Below are 18,154 nucleotides of genomic sequence, written 5' to 3' on the forward strand. Positions count from 1 at the left end.
GTCCGCGCGCGACCGGGAAGAAACATGGCAAAGATATTCGAGACGCCGATTTATCCTTATAGGCGGTCGCCTGATCAGGACGCAGCCGCGCCGGTGCGCCATCCGGTTGTTGTGGTGGGCGCCGGTCCGGTCGGCTTGGCCTGCGCCATCGATCTAGCTTGCCAGGGCATTCCCGTGGTGGTGCTGGACGAGAACGACAAGGTCAGCTTCGGCTCGCGCGCCATCTGCTTCGCCAAGCGGCCGCTGGAGATCCTGGACCGGCTGGGCTGCGGCGAGCCGATGGTCGAGAAGGGGGTGGTCTGGAACGTCGGCAAGGTGTTCTTCCATGACCGGCGGGTCTACGAGTTCAACCTGCTGCCTGAGGCTGGCCACAGGCGACCGGCCTTCATCAACCTGCAGCAGTACCATTTCGAAAAATTCCTCGTCGACCGCGTGCGCGAGCTGGAGGCGGAAGGCAGGCCGATCGAAATCCGCGGCAACAACAAGGTCACGGCGGTCGAACAGGACGGCGATGGGGTGGCGCTGTCGATCGAGACGCCGGAAGGATCCTACTGCCTGCGTGCCGACTGGCTGGTCGCCTGCGACGGCGCCAACTCGCCGATCCGCGCGATGACGGGGCTCGACTTCGTCGGTCGCGTGTTCGAGGACAATTTCCTCATCACCGACGTGGTCATGGAAGCCGAATTTCCGACCGAGCGCTGGTTCTGGTTCGACCCGCCTTTCAACCCCGGCCAGTCCGCGCTTCTGCACAAGCAGCCGGATGGCGTCTGGCGCATCGATCTCCAGCTCGGTTGGAACATCGACAAGGAGCGGGAAAGGCAGCCGGAGAACGTCATCCCGCGGCTAAAGGCGATGCTGGGCGAGGACACCAAGTTCAGGCTGGAATGGGTGTCGATCTACACCTTCCAGTGCCGGCGCATGGAGAGTTTCCGCCACGGCCGGGTGCTGTTCGCGGGCGACTCGGCGCACCAGATCTCGCCGTTCGGCGCGCGCGGCGCCAATTCGGGCCTGCAGGATGCTGACAACCTGGTGTGGAAGCTGAAGCTGGTGATGGACGGCAGGACGCCCGAAAGCCTGCTTGACAGCTACGATGCCGAGCGGATCCACGGCGCCGACGAGAACATCCTCAACTCCAGCCGGTCGACCGACTTCATCACGCCGAAGTCGGAGATGAGCCGGATTTTCCGCGATGCCGTGCTCGATCTGTCCGAGCACTTCGCCTTCGCGCGGCCGCTGGTCAATTCCGGGCGCCTGTCGGTGCCGTGCACCTATGACGGCTCGCCGCTCAACGGCCCTGACGCGAAGGGGCTGCCGCCGCGCACCCGGCCCGGCTCGCCGGCCGTCGACGCCCCGATAAAGGGCGGCTGGCTGCTCGACCGCCTCGGCGACCGCTTCCAGTTTCTAACCATCGATGCCGACGCGCCCGACATAATCGAAAGCGGCGGCATTGCGGCCGAGCGGCTGGCCCTGTCAACCGCGGACGATCCGACCGGCGCGCTGCAGGAGCGCTATCTCGGCGATGCAGGCATGGCGGTCTATCTGTTGCGGCCCGATCAGCACGTCGCCGCGCGCTGGACCGCGTTCGACCGCGCGGAGGTGGAAGCCGCGCTTGCGAAGGCCACGGGACGCTGACGGGAGAAACCGGCGATGATGACACTCAATACGGCTCCGAACATTCCGCAGCCGGACGATTTTTACGCCGAGCTATTGGCCCTGCACGAAGGGCGAAGCAAGGCCGAAAGCGACGCCATCAACGCACGGCTGGTCCTGCTTCTGGCCAATCATATCGGCGACCGCCGCGTGTTGAGCGATGCGCTTAGGGCCGCGGCGGACCCGCAACAGAAGTGATGATCAGGGAAGACGCGGCGGCTCCGGGTCGGTGTGTCTGGAGCCGCTGCCAGGGCAAAGGAGCCATTCCAATGAAGATCGAGAAATCCACCACGTCGCCTATCGCTGCAGGGATGCCAAAGAGACAGTCAACTGGTATGTCAATAACCTGAACCGCGCGCATGCCCGATCCGTCGCTCAGCAACGGGCTCGCGGAGCGCAATATCTCCCATCGTGTCATCGGTGACGCCGACGCGCCGGGAACGATCCAGTCCGCAGTGTTCTCGGGTCATCGCAACGCACAGGAACTGTTAGGACAGGTTCCCGCGTCCGGAAGCTTCAAACGGGAACGCCCAATCTTGTTCGCCTGAAGGCTCCTACTGGATTGTGAGGACCGAAACGTGGGACGAAACGACTGCCCGCGGCCGCAAAATCGGTCGCAGCGAGGTGAACAAATGAACATCACTTGTACCGAAAAATCCGTCGTTCTCATTACCGGAGCCAGTTCGGGAATTGGTGCGGCGGTTACCGCCATGCTGGCCCCCACACATCGTCTTGCAATCGTCGGCCGCAGGGCGGAGAAACTTGGCGCAATCGCCCGCGCGACCGGGGCGACAGCGCTTGTTGCCGACATAACCGACGCAGCGGAGTGCGAGCGCGTTGTCGCGGAAACCATCAGGGAATACGGCCGGCTCGACGGCCTGGTGCTGAACGCCGGAATCTCCCGAGCTGCGCCTCTTGCCGACACGTCGATCGACGACTGGGAGCTAGTCCTGCGCACAAATCTCACGAGCGCGTTCCTCGTCGCCAAGGCTGCGATCCCGCATCTATTGAAAACGAACGGCGCGATCGTATCAGTCTCGTCGCTCTCTGCTCTACGTGTGGGCCCCGGATTGGCGGCCTATTCCGCATCCAAGGCAGGATTGGTGCTGATGACGCAGGCCATCGCCCGTGACTACGGACCCAAAGGCCTTCGCGCGAATGTCGTTTGCCCGGGATGGATCCGCACCGAGATGTCAGAGATGGAAATGTCGGAATATTCGGAAGCCACCGGAATCGACAAAGAAGCGCTCTTCAAGAAGGGCGTCGAGCATGTTCCCGCTCGCCGGGTTGCACAGCCCGAGGAAGCAGCCGCCCCAATAGTATTTCTCTTGTCCCCACAAGCGTCCTACGTGAATGGCGCCGTGGTGTCCGTTGATGGGGGGGCTGCCATGGTCGATGTGGGGACCCTGGTGTTTGGATAGCTCTCCAAGGTTTACGGCAGCCGCTCAACGGCGACATCGCCGCTTGCAGGCCTCGCATACTTCCTCAGGAAAACCGCATCTCGGGATTCGCAGACTGATACATCGGCCGGCGCGAACAGCGGCGACGCGCACTGTCCCGGCGTGATCCGGCGGCGGTTTATTCGGGGCGTCGGCACGCGCGGGAAATCCTTGGCATCTTCCGGCGCGAACTTCCCCAACTCTTCGTCTGAGACAGGCACTGCGATGGTGCCTGCAAAGCGGACACCTCTCTGCTTGCATTTCTCGCGCGAAACGCCCGGATGTAGAGAAGGCACATTTCCTGACCGCAAACGCCTTCACCGACGCCAAGACCGAGCACGAGCTGTCCGTAGGGCTGCCGGCCCTGTTTGAGATACTCGGGCAATTCCGCAAGATCGGCCGGCCTGGCGTCTGTTGCGGCATCTTGGATGAGGAAGGCGGGTTCATCGACGACGCTTTCACACCTATCGTCCCGCGCTTTTCTGGGTCGTGCCGGCGCCGCACCGGGTGGATCGGGCCGAAACCTATCTGCGCGAACGCGGCGCAGGCTATGGCGTATAGACTGTTTCGCTCGGCTACCGCTATGTCCCGTTGTTGCTGCCGGATCGAGATTGCGCGATTGCCTCGCCGCCGCGACCGATGCGGATCTGTCGAATGGGGCATTGCCGGGGTTCGGACTGCTAACGGCGACAGTTGCAGGGAATCCGGGCGCGATCGTCACGCGGACCGGCTTCACTGGTGAATTGGGTACGAATTGCGGCGCAGGCTCCATGGGATCGCTCAGGATCGAGAAACGCTCTCCGAACTGGCCCATGACATCGGTGCGAACACCACGTCCGTCGAAGCCGGGCTCGGCCGTACGGTGAAGCGGACGCCGACTACCCCGGCAATGGCTTCGTCGAACGTCAGAAGGGCCATGGCACCGTGGCTTCTGGTGCTGCTGGAACTGCCCGAGGGCGCAGCTCTCCCTCTGATGGGCCCGGCGGTCACGTATAAGGGCGCCGCCGTCGGTAAGTGACATCGGCCGGGATAGGCCATACCGTCTGCGGGCCGCTGGTCTCGAAGAGCATGCTCACCCAGGGTCGGCGTGCGGCGTTTCTGGCTCGCCGCGAAAGACTTTTGCTTGAATTCGTCGACGCCGAGCATGCCGTCGATGGGTCACCGGCGCTCGAGGAAATCCAGGCGTTAGCCAGAAAGATCTTGTTAGGCGCTACTCGTGGCCAATTGGGCCAGGAGCTGGAAGAGCCGTGAGCGGTTGGCCTGATCGAATCGGTGCAAGCCCATTAGTTCGAGCATCATGATCCCCTCGCATGCCATCCAGACGAGGCGGGCGATATCTACGTCCTTTGCCTCGGCATCGATCATGTGCGCATAGCCCTGGTAGGCTTCCCGAACCGGCCGCATCAGCCTGGGATCTTCGGCAAGGGCAAGCATCATTGCCTCCACGTAAGACGGCGCCGACGGGTCCGTCGCCGAGAACGTTTCGACATAGGCGCGCAGTGCCGCGGCTGGCTCGCCTGAAAGAGCGGCGTGGCTGTGCCTGAAGCGTTCGTCCCAGTCGTCGCAGAGATCCTTCAACAACGCTTCGAAGAGCTTGGTCTTGCTGGGAAACGAATGCAGCACCGCACCTTTGGTAGCGCCGATCTCTCTCGCCACAGCCTCAAGGGTGACGTTTCCCGCCCCGCGCTCGAATGCGATCCGTCTCGCGGCCGCGATCATCTCCTGTTTGACGAACCTGCGCCTTGCCACACTCGATCCCTTCTGATACATACCTTCTGGTCGGTATGAATTCTACAATGCCTTTACCGCCGAAAGCGAACGTCCCAGCACACTTCAAAGCGATGATCAAAGCCAGGATTCTCAGCGTTGAACAATTATCGCCGGATGTGAAGTCCTTCGCTGTCGAAGCCACGACGGGCTAACGGATGTCGCCCGCAGAACCCGGCTCGCATATCGACCTTCACTTGCCCAATGGCCTGATCCGTCAATACTCGCTGTACAGGGAGGCGGACGGAAGCAAGTACGAATTCGCAGTCAAACGCACCCAGGATTCGAGAGGCGGTTCACAATTCATTCACGAGAAGCTGGCCAAGGGCGACATCCTCACGATTTCGCAGCCACGCAATAATTTTGTTCTCGGCCGGCACCCCCATACGCTGCTCATAGCCGGCGGAATCGGCATCACGCCAATCATTGCCATGAGCCGTAAGCTTGCCGCCGAGGGCCGGAGCTTCGCTCTTCACTATTTCTGCCGTGACGCGGAGCCGCCATTTAGGAATTGCGTAGATGAACTGACAAGCCGATGCGCGACCCGGTATGTCGGCCTGGATCCAGCGGCGACTGCGCGCAAGCTCAGCGAACTCGTTGCAGGCGACATCCCTGGGCAAACCCACGTCTATGTTTGTGGCCCAGAACCGCTGATGGACGAGACCGTCAGACTGGCCGCCCCCAAGCTGGGCAAGCACGCCATCCATCTCGAACGGTTCAGCCCGGGAAGCATTGCCGCCGATCGGGCCTGCCAAGCCTTCACCGTGAAGCTCTCCCGCAGCGGAAAGACGCTAGAAGTACCTCCTGACCGATCGCTTCTGTCCGTTCTAGTTGCTGCAGGGGTCCGCATATCCTCATCCTGCCAGGAGGGCATATGTGGCTCGTGCCTCACCGGCGTCCTTTGCGGTACCCCCGATCACCGCGATTCCTTCCTGACCGACGAGGAAAAGGAAGCCGGGCAGGACATTTGCCCCTGCGTGTCGCGTGCCAAGACTCCGGAACTTGTCCTTGATCTCTAACCCACGCAACCTGAATGGAGCAGCATGATGACCATTACAGTCAGTAGCCACGAGCCGCAGGCAACTGGCGACTGGAGGCCGGGTCATTGCCTGCCGCAGGCCCTATACCAGAGCGAGGGCATATTCCGCTCCGACGTGCAGATGCTGCTGGATAGCCAGTGGCTTTTGGTCGACCACGAAAGCCGCATTCCGAGCCCGGGAGATTACTTCCTGTTCGAGATCGGCGAGGAGAGTATCATCGTCCTCCGCTCACGTTCCGGCGCAGTGAACGCCTTCTACAATGTCTGCCGCCACCGCGGCTCGCGGATCTGTCTGGAGCCGCAAGGTAGCAAGCGCATCCTTACCTGCCCCTATCACGCCTGGAGTTACGATCTCGATGGCGGGCTGCGGGCCGCGCATTTAATGCCGGAGGATTTCGACCGTTCGAAGGTCTCGCTTGGGCCCATCAATGTCGGTGTGTTCGAGGGCCTCATCTTCCTTAACGCGGCGTCCGCGCCGCCCCTCTTTGAAGAATTCGTCGCGCCCTTCCATGAGTTGGTGCGGGGTCAGGGCGTGGCGGCCGGCAAGGTCGGTGCGCGTAAGCTCTATCCGACGCTGGCGAACTGGAAGCTGGTCGTTGAGAACTTCTTCGAGTGTTACCACTGCAATACTGCACATCCGACTTATTGCTCGGTTCACGATAGGATGAAGATGCTCGCCTTCGGCGCTGGCGCCGGATCGGGCGACGACGTGGCTGTCCAGGAATATGAGGAAAAGTTGAAGGTCTGGGAGGCCAGATCGGCTTCGCTCGGTTATCCAACCGGTATGTTTGCGGACGGACCGGAGACCCCGTTCTTCAGGTCGGGCAACCGCCTCCCGATTTCGGATGACGCCAGGACGGAGAGCGTCGACGGCAATCCCGTCGCGCCCCTGATGACCGCCTATGGCGAGTTCGACGGGGGTCAGACGGGATGCGTTTTCAATCCCGTAAGCACGGTCCTGGTTAACAACGACCATGCTGTGATCTTCCGCTTCACACCGCGCGGCCCGCAGTCGACGGATGTCGAGGCGGTTTGGATCGTCCGCGGCGATGCGCGCGAGGGCGCCGACTTCAGGCCGGAAGAGCTCATGCGCGTGTGGGATACGACGCTGCGGGAAGACAAAACGATCACTGAAAACAACCAGAAGGGCGTCAACTCCTCCGCTTACAGGCCCGGCCGATACTCCACCCAGGAAAGGCGCATCTCGGAATTCGCTGACTGGTACATGGGGCGGCGCGAACGGCGTTTGGAACGAAGCGCCACCTGAAAGATGTCTCCACCAGGGGCGGAACCCGGATCGACCCGCTGCCGCGGTCTGCCAGAGCGCGCTTTGGTTCGGCCAGTTCCAGGGAGCGGTGGCCTCGAACACCGGGAGTTTCGCGCAACGCTGTGCGATCGCGTTGACGTGCCGCAATAGACCTATGTCCGCATTCCAGCGCCTGGCGTTGTAGAGTTGTGGCACCAGGTACAGATCGGCCATCTTCGGTAGATCGCCGTGGCACAAGAGCCAGTAGCCGGACTGTCGAGCAGCGGTTAGCCGCGACTACTCACGCATCTATCGCGAGTGTTTTGGCCTATTTCGGCCCGAGTGGCACCTCCTGGCCACTCTTGGGCAGTTCGACACGATGACGCGGGGGTCGGGCAGGATCCATGCACAAGACAAAGGTTTCAAGCGCGGTTGCTGCCTTGGAGCAGCGCCGCTGGCTAAAGCACTGGCCTGACGACGCTGATCGCCGAGTGGAGCATCTGACGCTGACCGGAATTGGGCGGAACGTTTATCTGGAGATGGTGCCGCTGAGTGCCGACATTGCACGTGGAATCGTAGGAAAGGTCCGGCCTCGTGTGGACAGCTAAGCGATCAAATCCTTTCACCAAACCAAAGGTCGGCCGTTCACGATGGCCGCTCGGCTAACCTAGAAATACGGCAGCCTCCAAAATCGGCAATCATTGCACTCAGGTGCCGCGAATACTTAAGGGTTTTGGGTGCTGTAAGACGAAAACCTCTAAATCGACGAGGCATTCAGAGAAGCTTCGGCGCAATCGGCCACGGCTACACCTATTCGGGCCATCCGGTTGGGTGCGCGGCCGATCTGGCGGCACTCGCCGAGACGAAGCGGCTGGCTGTCAACGAGAATACGGCAGCCCGCTGAGTCGACCCGTACTCGTCTATTCACTAGCCCTCCGCCATGCCGCAGGCGCCACTCCAACCGCCTGCCGGAAGAAGCGCGAGAAATAGGCCGGATCGTTGAAGCCGGTCTCATAAGCGATGTCCTCGACCGTGCGTATGGTGAACCGCAGCAGACGCTTCGCCTCGACCAGCCGTCGTTCGCCGATCGCCTGGCGCACGCCCGAGCCGAGCACCTGGCGCGACGCTTTGTCGAGCAGATGCCGTGTGGTGCCGAGCTCCTCGACATAACGCTCGACCGACCAGTCGTCGCGGAAGTGGCGGTCGATCAGCCGCCTCAGCCGTCCGCCCAGAGCCACCGCCGCAGGCACGGTCACCGCATGCGACTGGGCGTCGAGACGGGCGACGTGCGACAATGCCACCGCGATCAGCGGCGGCAGGATCTTTTCCGCGCCGGCCTGAGCCTCGACATACTCAGCCTGGATCATTTTGATGGTGTCGGTAAGCCGCTCCCACAGCGCCGCGTCACCTCGTCCGGTCACGAAGACGGGCTGGTCGAGTGGTAGGGTCGAGTGCTCCGCCACTGCCGCGAGCGCCGCATCCGCGACCGAAACGACGATGGCGTCGGTGCCCGGCTCGATGTCGAAGCCATGCACCACGCCGCTCGGCATGAAGCTCACGGTCGGTGCCGAAAAACTCCAGGTTCTGTCCTCGATCCGATAGAGGCCCTGGCCATTCGTCCAGAAGGTAATCTGCGCCATCTGCGGGTGCTTGTGCGCCAGGACCCGACCGCGATGCACAGCGGCGCGGGCCTGCACGGTCTCGACATGCAAAAAGCCAACATCGAGCAGTCGCGCCGGCTCGCCGTAGACGAAGAACTCTGGAATGAGGAACTGGGTCATGACGTCGGAAAAAATCCAACCTATTTCGGATTTTGTCCATAACCTTCGACTGTCGGATTCGATAAATTTAACATGTTAAGGGAGGATCACGAATGCGATCGGAAGATTTTCGGGCCGACAATTCGCGACCGTTCACGGGCGCCGAATATCTGGCTAGCCTGCGAGATGGGCGCGAGGTCTATATCAACGGCGAACGGGTGGCCGACGTCACCAGCCATCCGGCGATGCGTAATTCAGTACGTTCGCTGGCGCGGCTCTACGACGCGCTGCACGATCCCAACCAGCAGCCGATGCTCACCTCGCCGACCGACACCGGCTCGGGCGGCTACACGCACAAATATTTCCGCGTCGCCCATTCCCCCGCCGATCTTGCCGCGCAGCAAGGCGCGATCGCGCATTGGGCGCGCATGACCTATGGCTGGATGGGCCGCACCGCTGACTATAAGGCAGCGCTGATGAACACGCTCGGCGCCAATGCCGAGTGGTACGGGCCGTTCAAGGACAATGCACTCGCCTGGCACAAACGCGCGCAGGAAGCGGTCCTGTTCATGAACCACGCCATCGTCAATCCGCCGATTGACCGCCACAAGCCGGCCGACCAGGTGAAGGACGTGTTCGTCCACATCACCAAGGAGAGCGACGCCGGCATCTGGGTGTCGGGCGCCAAGGTGGTGGCGACGTCGTCGGCGCTGACCCATTATAATTTCCTGGCTCAGAGCTCGGCGACGGTCACGGAGGATCCGTCGCTGTCGGTGATGTTCATCGTGCCGATGAACGCGCCGGGCATAAAGATGTTCTGCCGCGTCTCCTATGAGCAGACGGCGAACAGCGTCGGCCATCCCTTCGACTACCCGCTGTCCTCGCGCTTCGACGAGAACGACGCGATCCTGGTGCTCGACAACGTGTTTATCCCCTGGGAGGACGTGCTGGTGCTGCGCGACGCGCAAAAAATCCTGTCCTTCCATCCAGCGTCAGGCTTCATGCACGGCTACTGCTTCCAGGGCTGCACGCGTTTTGCGGTGAAGCTCGACTTCCTCGCCGGCCTGCTCGCCAAGGCATTGCGCGCGACCGGCGGCGATGCCTTCCGCGGCAACCAGGCCGCGCTCGGCGAGGTGATTGCGCTGCGCCACATGTTCTGGAGCTTTTCCAACGCGATGGCGCACAATCCGATCCCGTGGGCGAACGGCGCGGTGCTGCCCAACCTGGAAGCCGCGCTCGCCTACCGTACCTTCATGTCGGAGGCCTATCCGCGCGTCATCGACACGGTGCGCCGGGTGATCGCCTCGGGGCTGATCTACCTGCCCTCCTCGGCGCGCGACTTCGACAATCCCGAGATCGACCGCTATCTCGCGCAATATGTGCGCGGCTCCAACGACATGGGCCATGTCGAACGCATCAAGATCATGAAGCTGTTGTGGGACGCGACCGGCACCGAGTTCGGCGGACGGCACGCGCTCTACGAGCTCAACTACGCCGGCGCGCCGGAAGAGGTGCGGCTGCAGGTGCTGAAGGGCGCCGAGCGGGGCGGCCGGCTGAAGCAGATGGAGGAGCTCGTCGAGCAATGCATGGCCGATTATGACGAGAAAGGCTGGACCGGCGACACCTGGCTGCCGCCGCTCGGCGCCCAGGCCAACTGACGGAGGCCGGCGATGGAGGCGCCCATGGAGACACAAGTCGCGAGGCTGGAATTCCGCGAGGCGATGGCGCGGGTCTGCGCGCCGGTCAACATCGTCACCACCGATGGTCCGGCGGGGCGCGGCGGCTTCACCGCAACCGCCATGTGCAGCGTTTCCGATGACCCGCCGACCCTGCTTGTGTGCATGAACGAGCGTTCGGCGCAGACCTCAATGTTCCTCGCCAACCAGCGTTTTTGCGTCAACGTGCTGACTCAGTCGCACATGCACTTGGCGGCCAAATTCGCCGGCGCGATCCCCGATATGACCGAGCGCTATCAGGCGGCGCGCTGGCAGACGATGCCATCCGGCATGCCGGCGCTGCTCGATGCGATCGTTTCCTTCGATTGCGAGATCGGCGCGGTGAACAAGGTCGGCACGCACAATGTGATGTTCGGCCGCGTCGTCGACATCCGCCACGGCAGCGACGAGGCGGCGCTGCTCTATGTGGGACGCAACTACATGCAGCCGAGCGCGCTGGGGAGCTTTGGCGGGTGAGGAACGGTTCGCGAAGCGGACGAAAAGCCAATTGCTTGGCTTTTCGAGTGACGAACGCCCGGAGCTTGCGACGGGCCGGCCAACCTTACTCGGGAAGCGACTCCGACTGGATCAGGCTCTCCAGCATGTCCAGCAGGCGCTCGTGCTCCTCGGCGCCATAGCGCTTCTCGATGGCGTCGTAGATGGCGACGCGCTCGGGCGCCAGTTCCTCGATCAAGGCCAGGCCGGCCGGGCTGATGGCGAGCAGCGCGCGGCGTCCGTCGTCCTTGACCTTGTTGCGGGTGATGAACTCGCGCTCTTCCATCGCCTTGATGATGCGGGTCAGGCTCGGCGGCAGGATCGAGGCGCGGTTGGCGAGCTCGGTCGCCTCCAGCGGGCCGGTTTCGGCGAGCACGCGCAGCACGCGCCACTGCTGCTCGGTGATGTCGTGACGGGCGAGCATCGGCCGGAAATGCGCCATGATCACTTCGCGGGCGCGAAGCAGAGCCATGGGCAAGGAGCGGCGGGTGCTGGGCGGTAGCAAAATCAGGTCTCCGAAAATTCCAGTCCGTAGGACTCGCAACAAGGATAAAGGCCCGGATCGCAGCTATATCCGCGATTTTGCCGGGAGCGGCAATCCCACCCCGGAAGCTGCATCCACAGAGGGAACGACGCTTGACATTCCGGCGTCAAGATGTAATTCACATGTTAACTACAAGGTGGAGGAAACCTTGCCCCATATGGCGATCGAATATTCGGCGAATCTCGACGCGAAGGTCGACATGGGCGAGCTTTGCGCGCTGGTCTCGCGCACCATCCTCGAAACAGGACTGTTCGAACCGGGCGCGGTCAGGGTGCGCGCCTTCCGCGCCGAAGCCTATGCCATCGCGGACCGGCTTCCGGAAAACGGCTTCATCGACATGAATTTCCGCATCGGCAAGGGCCGCAGCGCGGCGGAAAAGAAGAGCGCCGGCGAGGCGATCTTCGCAGCCGTGACCGATCATCTGGCATCGCTGTTCGCCACGCCGCATTTCGCGCTGTCGCTGGAGATCCGCGAGATCGACGCCGAGCTGAGCTGGAAGAAGAACGCCATCCATCCGCGCCTGCGCGGCAAGTGATCTAGAACGGGAAAGAAATCATGGCGGCACTGGACGACAATCTGCGGAAGGCCGAGGCCTATCTGGAACGATTCCGGAAAAACGGCGTGCTGAACCAGATCGGCGGCGAAGCGGTGCCTGCCGCGGACGGCTCGACCTTCGAGACGCTTTCGCCCGTCGACCTCAAGCCGATCGCCACCGTGGCGCGCGGCAAGGCCGCCGACATCGACCGCGCGGCAAAAGCGGCCAAAGCCGCCTTCAAGGACTGGGCGGCGATTTCCGGCGACGCGCGCAAGAAGCTGCTGCACAGAATAGCCGACGCCATCGTGGCGCGGGCGGAAGAGATCGCCTTCGTCGAATGCATGGACACTGGTCAGTCGCTGAAATTCATGGCCAAGGCGGCGCTGCGCGGCGCCGAGAACTTCCGCTTCTACGCCGACCGCGCGCCGGAAGCGCGTGACGGCCGCACGATCCGCGCGCCGAACCAGGTCAACATGACGACGCGCGCGCCGATCGGCCCGGTCGGCGTGATTACGCCGTGGAACACGCCCTTCATGCTGTCGACCTGGAAGATCGCGCCGGCTTTGGCGGCCGGCTGCACGGTGGTGCACAAGCCGGCCGAGCTGTCGCCGCTCACCGCCCGGCTGCTGGTCGAGATCGCCGAGGAGGCGGGTCTGCCCAAGGGCGTGTGGAATCTCGTCAACGGTCTCGGCGAGGATGCCGGCCGGGCGCTGACCGAACACCCCGACATCAAGGCGATCGGCTTCGTCGGCGAAAGCCGCACCGGCTCGATGATCATGAAGCAGGGGGCGGAGACGCTGAAGCGCGTGCATTTCGAGCTCGGCGGCAAGAACCCGGTCATCGTCTTCGCCGACGCCGACCTGGAGCGGGCGGCGGATGCCGCCATCTTCATGATCTATTCGCTGAATGGCGAGCGCTGCACGTCGTCCTCGCGCCTGCTGGTCGAGGCTTCCGTCCACGACAAGTTCACCGACCTGGTGGCGGAGAAGGCGAAGCGCATCAAGATCGGTCATCCGCTCGATCCCGAGACGGTGGTGGGCCCGCTGATCCATCCGGTGCACGAAGAAAAAGTGCTCTCCTATATCGAGATCGGCAAATCGGAAGGCGCGGTCGTCGCCGCCGGCGGCGGCAAGTTCGCCGGTCCGGGTGGCGGCTGCTATGTCAGCCCGACGCTGTTTACCGGCGCCACCAACAAGATGCGCATCGCCCAGGAGGAAATCTTCGGGCCGGTGCTGACGGCGATCCCGTTCAAGGACGAGGACGAGGCGCTGGCTCTCGCCAATGACACGCAATACGGCCTGACCGGCTATCTATGGACCTCCGACGTCACCCGCGCACTGCGTTTCACCGACGCGCTCGATGCCGGCATGATCTGGGTGAATTCGGAGAATGTGCGCCACCTGCCGACACCATTCGGTGGCGTCAAGAGTTCGGGCATCGGCCGCGACGGAGGCGACTGGTCGTTCGACTTCTACATGGAAACCAAGAACATCGCGTTCGCCACGGCGCCGCATTCGATCCAGAAGCTCGGCGGCTGACCGGAGACAATTATGGCCCTACCCCAACCCAACCTCTACCCTGCCTTCAACATCGTGCGGCTCTCCCATGTCGAGCTCGCCGTCACCGACCTGGCGAAATCCCGCGCCTTCTATGTCGACACACTCGGCCTGCAGGTGACCGACGAGACCAGCGACGCCATCTATCTGCGCGCCATGGAGGAACGCGGTCACCATTGCATCGTGCTGCGCAAGGGTACGACGCCGGAAGCGCGCGACCTCGGCTTCAAGGTTTTTTCCGACGAGGACCTCGACAAGGCGGAGCATTTCTTCAAGGGAAAAGGCCTGCCGGTGGAATGGGTCGAGCGGCCCTACCAGTCGCGCACCTTCCGCACCCGCGATCCGCACGGCATCCCGCTCGAATTCTATTCGAAGATGGAGCGGCTGCCGCCGATCCACCAGAAATACGCGCTCTACAAGGGCGTGAAGCCGCTGCGCATCGACCACTTCAACTGCTTCTCGCCGAATGTCGATGAATCGGTATCCTTCTACAATGAGCTTGGCTTCCGCGTGACCGAGTACACCGAGGACGCCGAGACTGGGAAGCTGTGGGCCGCCTGGACGCACCGCAAGGGTGGCGTCCACGACATCGCTTTCACCAACGGCCTTGGCCCGCGGCTGCACCATGTCGCCTTCTGGGTGCCGACGCCGCTCAACATCATCGACCTGCTCGACCTGATGGCGACCACCGGCTGGCTGCCCAATATCGAGCGCGGCCCCGGACGGCACGGCATCTCCAACGCCTTCTTCCTCTACATCCGCGATCCCGACAATCACCGCATCGAGATCTATTGCTCGGACTACCAAACGGTCGATCCGGACCTGGAGCCGATCAAATGGGACCTGAAGGACCCACAGCGCCAGACGCTGTGGGGTGCGCCGGCGCCGAAGAGCTGGTTCGAGGAAGGCAGCGTGTTTGCGGGTATCGAGCCGCGCAAGTCCGATCTGGCCGCCTCGCCGATCGTGGCGCCCTAAGACCAAGGAGCATCGGCATGAGCGCGGGACGCCTCGCCACCTTCACCGTCGGCGGCAAGATGCGCTATGGAGCTATCACCGACAAGGGAGTGATCGACCTTTCAGCGCGCCATGCTCAATGGCCAACGCTGCGCGAAGTGGTCGAAGCCGGCGCTCTCCGCCGCCTGGCCGAGGAAGCGGACGCCTTCGCCGCCGACTTCGCGGCCGAGGACATCGCCTATGAAATCCCGGTCCCCTCCCCGGAAAAAATCGTCTGCGTCGGCGTCAACTATCCGGACCGCAACGAGGAGTATAAGGACGGGCAGGCCGCGCCCTCCAACCCGTCGCTGTTCATCCGCTTCCCGCGTTCCTTCGTCGGCCACGGCGCGCCGCTGGTGCGGCCGCCGGAATCGCCGCAACTAGACTATGAGGGCGAGGTCGTGATCGTCATCGGCAAGGGCGGCCGCCGCATCGCGGAAGCCGATGCGCTCGGACATATCGCAGCACTTTCGCTGTGCAACGAAGGCACGATCCGCGACTGGGTGCGCCATGCCAAGTTCAACGTCACCCAGGGTAAGAATTTCGATCGCACGGGTTCGATCGGGCCATGGCTGGTGCCGTTCACCGACGAGGCGCAGATCGCCGACATCAGCCTCACCACTCGCGTCAATGGCGACGTGCGCCAGCTGGACCGCACCAGCCGCATGATCTTTTCCTTCCGAAAGATCATCAACTACGTCTCGACCTTCACCACGCTGGTGCCGGGCGATGTCATCGTGACCGGCACGCCGACCGGCGCCGGCGCCCGCTTCGATCCACCGATCTGGCTGAAACCGGGCGACGTGATCGAGGTCGAGGCCGAGGGCATTGGGCTGCTGCGCAATGGCGTCGTCGACGAAGGGTCTGGCAGATGATGACGGAAAGCCAAGTCGAGGGCGCCGCGCTGCGGCTGTTCGAAGCCGAGCGCGACCGCCGCCAGATCAGGCTGCTCAGTCTCGATTTTCCGCAGGCGACGATGGACGACGCCTACCGCGTCCAGGCGGCGCTGGTGAAGCGAAAGGTTGCATCGGGCCTCGCCATCAAGGGCTGGAAGATCGGCTTGACCTCGAAGGCGATGCAATCCGCGCTCAGCATCGACATCCCGGATTCCGGCATCCTGTTCGACGATATGTTCTTCGAGGACGGCGGCACGGTGCCGGCCGGCCGCTTCATCCAGCCGCGCATCGAGGCCGAGATCGCCTTCGTCATGAAGGCGCCGCTCGCCGGTTCGGACGTGTCGATCAACGACGTGCTCGACGCTACTGATCACATCACCCCGGCGCTGGAAATCCTCGATACCCGTATCGAGCGGATGAACAAGGAGACCGGCAAGATCAGAACCTTCTTCGACACGATCTCGGACAATGCCGCCAATGCCGGCATCGTTGTCGGCGGCCGCTCCGCAGGCCCGCGCGAGGCGGACCTGCGCTGGATCGGCGCCATCGTATCGCGCAACGGCGAGGTCGAGGAGACGGGCCTGGGCGCCGGCGTACTCGACCATCCGGCCACGGGCATTGTTTGGCTCGCCAACCGGCTGCATCGATACGGCATGCAGATCGAGGCCGGACAGGTGGTGCTGTCGGGCTCGTTCATCCGGCCGGTCGAATGCCGTCACGGCGACGAGATCCTCTCGGATTTCGGTCCGTACGGATCGATCCGTATAAGCTTCGCCTGATCAGGCTACGAACCTCCAAATTACCTTCGACGCAAAGGGCCAGCGCAAAGAACTCTGGTCCAGTGACGAAGAATAGATGTTGGGCCGGCGTCGACGTGTCCGCAGCACTGCTCCGCTGTTGCCAAGACGAAGCACTGTCGCCTTTGCGTCCGCCACGCGGTGTCGCGGCTGGGACGAACTGCCCTGCTTCCTGCACAATGGTCGCAACGCGCTCCAACCAATCCTGTCGAGCCCGCGATCAGGTACGTCGCGCTCGGCCGCAAGCTTTCCTGGTAATCAACACGTTAGGCTGCGTCAGGTTTGTGAATTGCTTTTACTTCTTGAAAGTCTTCAAGACCAAACTTGCCACCCTCGCGGCCATTTCCGGACTGCTTGTAGCCGCCAAATGGACTTCCGTAGCGGTGCGGCGCCCCGTTGATATGAACCATGCCGGCCCGCAGACGCGAAGCAACTCGTTCTCCTCTGATCGGATCACCGGTTTGCACATAGGCGGCAAGGTCGTAAATCGTGTCATTCGCCATCGTGATAGCTTCTTCTTCGCTGTCAAAAGGAATAATCGCAAGAACCGGCCCGAAAACCTCTTCGCGTGCGATGCGCATCCCGTTCTCGACGTCGACGAAGATGGTTGGCTTTACGAAGTAGCCAGCTTCGAAGCCTGCCGGTTTGCCCGGGCCGCCGACGATCAATTTCGCACCTTCATCGATCGCAGCGTTGATCAAGGTTTGTACACGGTCAAACTGAATGGCGCTCACCAGAGGTCCAATATGCGCCCCACCCTTCATGGGATCCCCAACTTCGGCGGCCATGCCGGCGCGACGCGCTATCTCGATTGACGGGTGATAGACGGAGCGCTGCACGAGAAGGCGGGTCGGAGCATTGCAGGATTGGCCAGAATTGTTAAAGCAGTCAGCGACACTGGCGGAAATGCGCTCTTCGAGATCCACATCTTCGAAAACGATGTTCGGTGACTTGCCACCAAGCTCCAGGGTCACCCTTTTAACAGTGTCCGCAGCATCTTTGCTGACTGCGATCCCTGCTCTCGTTGAGCCGGTGAACGACACCATGTCAACGTCATTGTGCTTGGAAAGCGCCGCGCCGCAGTCGGCGCCACCATTGACCAAATTGAAGGCACCCGCGGGAAAGCCTGCCTCATCAATCATCTCAGCGTACAACATAGCATTGAGAGGCGTGAGTTCGCTGGGCTTCAGGATGCATGTGCACCCTGTCGCGAGGGCCGGCACCACCTTCAATGCGATCTGATTGATCGGCCAATTCCATGGCGTAATCAGACCACAGACGCCGATAGGTTCGCGCAGAACGAGATCGCCATTCGGCAGCGTCTCGCGGACTTTCAGATCGCGCAGCGCATCGACGAAGCCGCGCAGATGGCCAACACCGACATCGGCCTGCTGCTCGCGGCTCATGGTGATAGGGGCGCCCAGCTCCAACGTGATCGTTTCAGCCATCTCGTCGTAACGACGCTTGTAAATGGCCAGGAATCTTTCGAGCAATCTAAGTCGCTCTTCAAGAGGAGTTCGGCTGTAGGACTCGAACGCATTCTTTGCCGCCTTGACAGCCTTGGCGATATCCTCTTTCGAGCCCATGGAAATGACGGCAATCGGCTTTTCGGTTGCAGGGTTCAGGACTTCGAGGTCCAGCGCCGCGATTGGAGATACCCACTCGCCACCGATATAGAACTTCCGCTTATCGAGCATGACGATGCTCTCCCCAATTCGAAAA

Annotated in this window: 16 protein-coding genes and 1 pseudogene; 13 read left to right on the plus strand and 4 right to left on the minus strand. The window is 62.4% G+C overall.

Annotated features, from left to right (window positions below):
• Positions 1-24: 24 nt before the first annotated feature.
• From P9272_RS29295 to P9272_RS29305, 3 genes are all read left to right on the plus strand, one after another.
• Positions 25-1,632, plus strand: a complete 1,608-nt coding sequence (locus P9272_RS29295) for an FAD-dependent oxidoreductase (protein WP_278163227.1) — start codon at positions 25-27, stop codon at positions 1,630-1,632.
• An 18-nt stretch (positions 1,633-1,650) separates the two neighbouring features.
• Positions 1,651-1,848, plus strand: coding sequence for a DUF2783 domain-containing protein (locus tag P9272_RS29300; RefSeq protein WP_278163289.1), 198 nt, complete (start codon positions 1,651-1,653; stop codon positions 1,846-1,848).
• A gap of 434 nt (positions 1,849-2,282) precedes the next feature.
• Complete coding sequence (locus P9272_RS29305) at positions 2,283-3,071, plus strand: SDR family NAD(P)-dependent oxidoreductase (RefSeq protein ID WP_278163228.1); 789 nt, start codon at positions 2,283-2,285, stop codon at positions 3,069-3,071.
• 1,221 nt (positions 3,072-4,292) lie between these two features.
• On the opposite strand, the gene P9272_RS29310 is transcribed toward P9272_RS29305, so the two are convergent.
• Positions 4,293-4,808, minus strand: a complete 516-nt coding sequence (locus P9272_RS29310) for a TetR/AcrR family transcriptional regulator (protein ID WP_278163229.1) — start codon at positions 4,806-4,808, stop codon at positions 4,293-4,295.
• Between the two features lie 206 nt (positions 4,809-5,014).
• Here P9272_RS29310 and P9272_RS29315 point away from each other — a divergent pair, with 206 nt between their 5' ends.
• The 3 genes and pseudogenes from P9272_RS29315 to P9272_RS29325 form a co-directional block, all read left to right on the plus strand.
• Positions 5,015-5,875, plus strand: coding sequence for a PDR/VanB family oxidoreductase (locus P9272_RS29315; protein WP_278163230.1), 861 nt, complete (start codon positions 5,015-5,017; stop codon positions 5,873-5,875).
• A gap of 27 nt (positions 5,876-5,902) precedes the next feature.
• Complete coding sequence (locus P9272_RS29320; RefSeq protein ID WP_278163231.1) at positions 5,903-7,162, plus strand: aromatic ring-hydroxylating dioxygenase subunit alpha; 1,260 nt, start codon at positions 5,903-5,905, stop codon at positions 7,160-7,162.
• Between the two features lie 262 nt (positions 7,163-7,424).
• Positions 7,425-7,695 (plus strand): annotated as a pseudogene (locus P9272_RS29325) (MarR family winged helix-turn-helix transcriptional regulator); the annotation flags it as partial.
• A gap of 366 nt (positions 7,696-8,061) precedes the next feature.
• Here the strand turns inward: P9272_RS29325 and P9272_RS29330 are convergent.
• A complete protein-coding gene (locus P9272_RS29330) occupies positions 8,062-8,922 on the minus strand; it encodes a helix-turn-helix domain-containing protein (protein ID WP_278163232.1) in 861 nt (286 codons plus the stop codon).
• 92 nt (positions 8,923-9,014) lie between these two features.
• Here P9272_RS29330 and P9272_RS29335 point away from each other — a divergent pair, with 92 nt between their 5' ends.
• A complete protein-coding gene (locus P9272_RS29335) occupies positions 9,015-10,559 on the plus strand; it encodes a 4-hydroxyphenylacetate 3-hydroxylase N-terminal domain-containing protein (protein ID WP_278163233.1) in 1,545 nt (514 codons plus the stop codon).
• 24 nt (positions 10,560-10,583) lie between these two features.
• Positions 10,584-11,093, plus strand: a complete 510-nt coding sequence (locus P9272_RS29340; protein WP_278163234.1) for a flavin reductase — start codon at positions 10,584-10,586, stop codon at positions 11,091-11,093.
• A gap of 85 nt (positions 11,094-11,178) precedes the next feature.
• On the opposite strand, the gene hpaR is transcribed toward P9272_RS29340, so the two are convergent.
• Positions 11,179-11,583: a homoprotocatechuate degradation operon regulator HpaR gene (hpaR, locus tag P9272_RS29345; RefSeq protein WP_278163291.1), complete on the minus strand. Its 405-nt coding sequence runs from the start codon at positions 11,581-11,583 to the stop codon at positions 11,179-11,181.
• 220 nt (positions 11,584-11,803) lie between these two features.
• Between hpaR and P9272_RS29350 the strand changes: the two genes are divergently transcribed.
• The 5 genes from P9272_RS29350 to hpaH are packed head-to-tail and all read left to right on the plus strand — an operon-like array spanning position 11,804 to position 16,414.
• Positions 11,804-12,190 (plus strand): 5-carboxymethyl-2-hydroxymuconate Delta-isomerase, encoded by a 387-nt coding sequence (locus P9272_RS29350; protein WP_278163235.1) that lies wholly within the window; start codon positions 11,804-11,806, stop codon positions 12,188-12,190.
• 20 nt (positions 12,191-12,210) lie between these two features.
• Entirely contained in the window at positions 12,211-13,728 is a 1,518-nt protein-coding gene (gene hpaE, locus P9272_RS29355) for a 5-carboxymethyl-2-hydroxymuconate semialdehyde dehydrogenase (RefSeq protein ID WP_278163236.1), read from the plus strand.
• 12 nt (positions 13,729-13,740) lie between these two features.
• Positions 13,741-14,721 (plus strand): 3,4-dihydroxyphenylacetate 2,3-dioxygenase, encoded by a 981-nt coding sequence (gene hpaD, locus P9272_RS29360; protein ID WP_278163237.1) that lies wholly within the window; start codon positions 13,741-13,743, stop codon positions 14,719-14,721.
• A gap of 59 nt (positions 14,722-14,780) precedes the next feature.
• Positions 14,781-15,614, plus strand: a complete 834-nt coding sequence (locus tag P9272_RS29365; protein ID WP_278163292.1) for a fumarylacetoacetate hydrolase family protein — start codon at positions 14,781-14,783, stop codon at positions 15,612-15,614.
• A complete protein-coding gene (hpaH, locus tag P9272_RS29370; protein WP_278163238.1) occupies positions 15,611-16,414 on the plus strand; it encodes a 2-oxo-hept-4-ene-1,7-dioate hydratase in 804 nt (267 codons plus the stop codon). The genes P9272_RS29365 and hpaH overlap by 4 nt, the downstream gene beginning before the upstream one ends.
• A 284-nt stretch (positions 16,415-16,698) precedes the next feature.
• Here the strand turns inward: hpaH and P9272_RS29375 are convergent, their stop codons facing one another.
• The gene (locus tag P9272_RS29375; RefSeq protein WP_278163239.1) at positions 16,699-18,129 is read right to left on the minus strand and encodes an aldehyde dehydrogenase family protein; all 1,431 of its coding nucleotides are present in this window, start codon (positions 18,127-18,129) and stop codon (positions 16,699-16,701) included.
• Positions 18,130-18,154: the final 25 nt, after the last annotated feature.

The sequence above is a fragment of the Mesorhizobium sp. WSM4976 genome (assembly GCF_029625685.1).
In the GTDB taxonomy this organism is placed as follows: domain Bacteria; phylum Pseudomonadota; class Alphaproteobacteria; order Rhizobiales; family Rhizobiaceae; genus Mesorhizobium.

Bases quoted from the DNA above. Each gene is read 5' to 3' on its own strand.
- P9272_RS29295 (WP_278163227.1), top strand. From the start codon at position 25: ATGGCAAAGATATTCGAGACGCCGATTTATCCTTATAGGCGGTCGCCT.
- P9272_RS29300 (WP_278163289.1), top strand. From the start codon at position 1,651: ATGACACTCAATACGGCTCCGAACATTCCGCAGCCGGACGATTTTTAC.
- P9272_RS29305 (WP_278163228.1), top strand. From the start codon at position 2,283: ATGAACATCACTTGTACCGAAAAATCCGTCGTTCTCATTACCGGAGCC.
- P9272_RS29310 (WP_278163229.1), bottom strand. From the start codon at position 4,808: ATGATCGCGGCCGCGAGACGGATCGCATTCGAGCGCGGGGCGGGAAAC.
- P9272_RS29315 (WP_278163230.1), top strand. From the start codon at position 5,015: ATGTCGCCCGCAGAACCCGGCTCGCATATCGACCTTCACTTGCCCAAT.
- P9272_RS29320 (WP_278163231.1), top strand. From the start codon at position 5,903: ATGACCATTACAGTCAGTAGCCACGAGCCGCAGGCAACTGGCGACTGG.
- P9272_RS29330 (WP_278163232.1), bottom strand. From the start codon at position 8,922: ATGACCCAGTTCCTCATTCCAGAGTTCTTCGTCTACGGCGAGCCGGCG.
- P9272_RS29335 (WP_278163233.1), top strand. From the start codon at position 9,015: ATGCGATCGGAAGATTTTCGGGCCGACAATTCGCGACCGTTCACGGGC.
- P9272_RS29340 (WP_278163234.1), top strand. From the start codon at position 10,584: ATGGAGACACAAGTCGCGAGGCTGGAATTCCGCGAGGCGATGGCGCGG.
- hpaR (WP_278163291.1), bottom strand. From the start codon at position 11,583: ATGGCTCTGCTTCGCGCCCGCGAAGTGATCATGGCGCATTTCCGGCCG.
- hpaE (WP_278163236.1), top strand. From the start codon at position 12,211: ATGGCGGCACTGGACGACAATCTGCGGAAGGCCGAGGCCTATCTGGAA.
- hpaD (WP_278163237.1), top strand. From the start codon at position 13,741: ATGGCCCTACCCCAACCCAACCTCTACCCTGCCTTCAACATCGTGCGG.
- P9272_RS29365 (WP_278163292.1), top strand. From the start codon at position 14,781: ATGCGCTATGGAGCTATCACCGACAAGGGAGTGATCGACCTTTCAGCG.
- hpaH (WP_278163238.1), top strand. From the start codon at position 15,611: ATGATGACGGAAAGCCAAGTCGAGGGCGCCGCGCTGCGGCTGTTCGAA.
- P9272_RS29375 (WP_278163239.1), bottom strand. From the start codon at position 18,129: ATGCTCGATAAGCGGAAGTTCTATATCGGTGGCGAGTGGGTATCTCCA.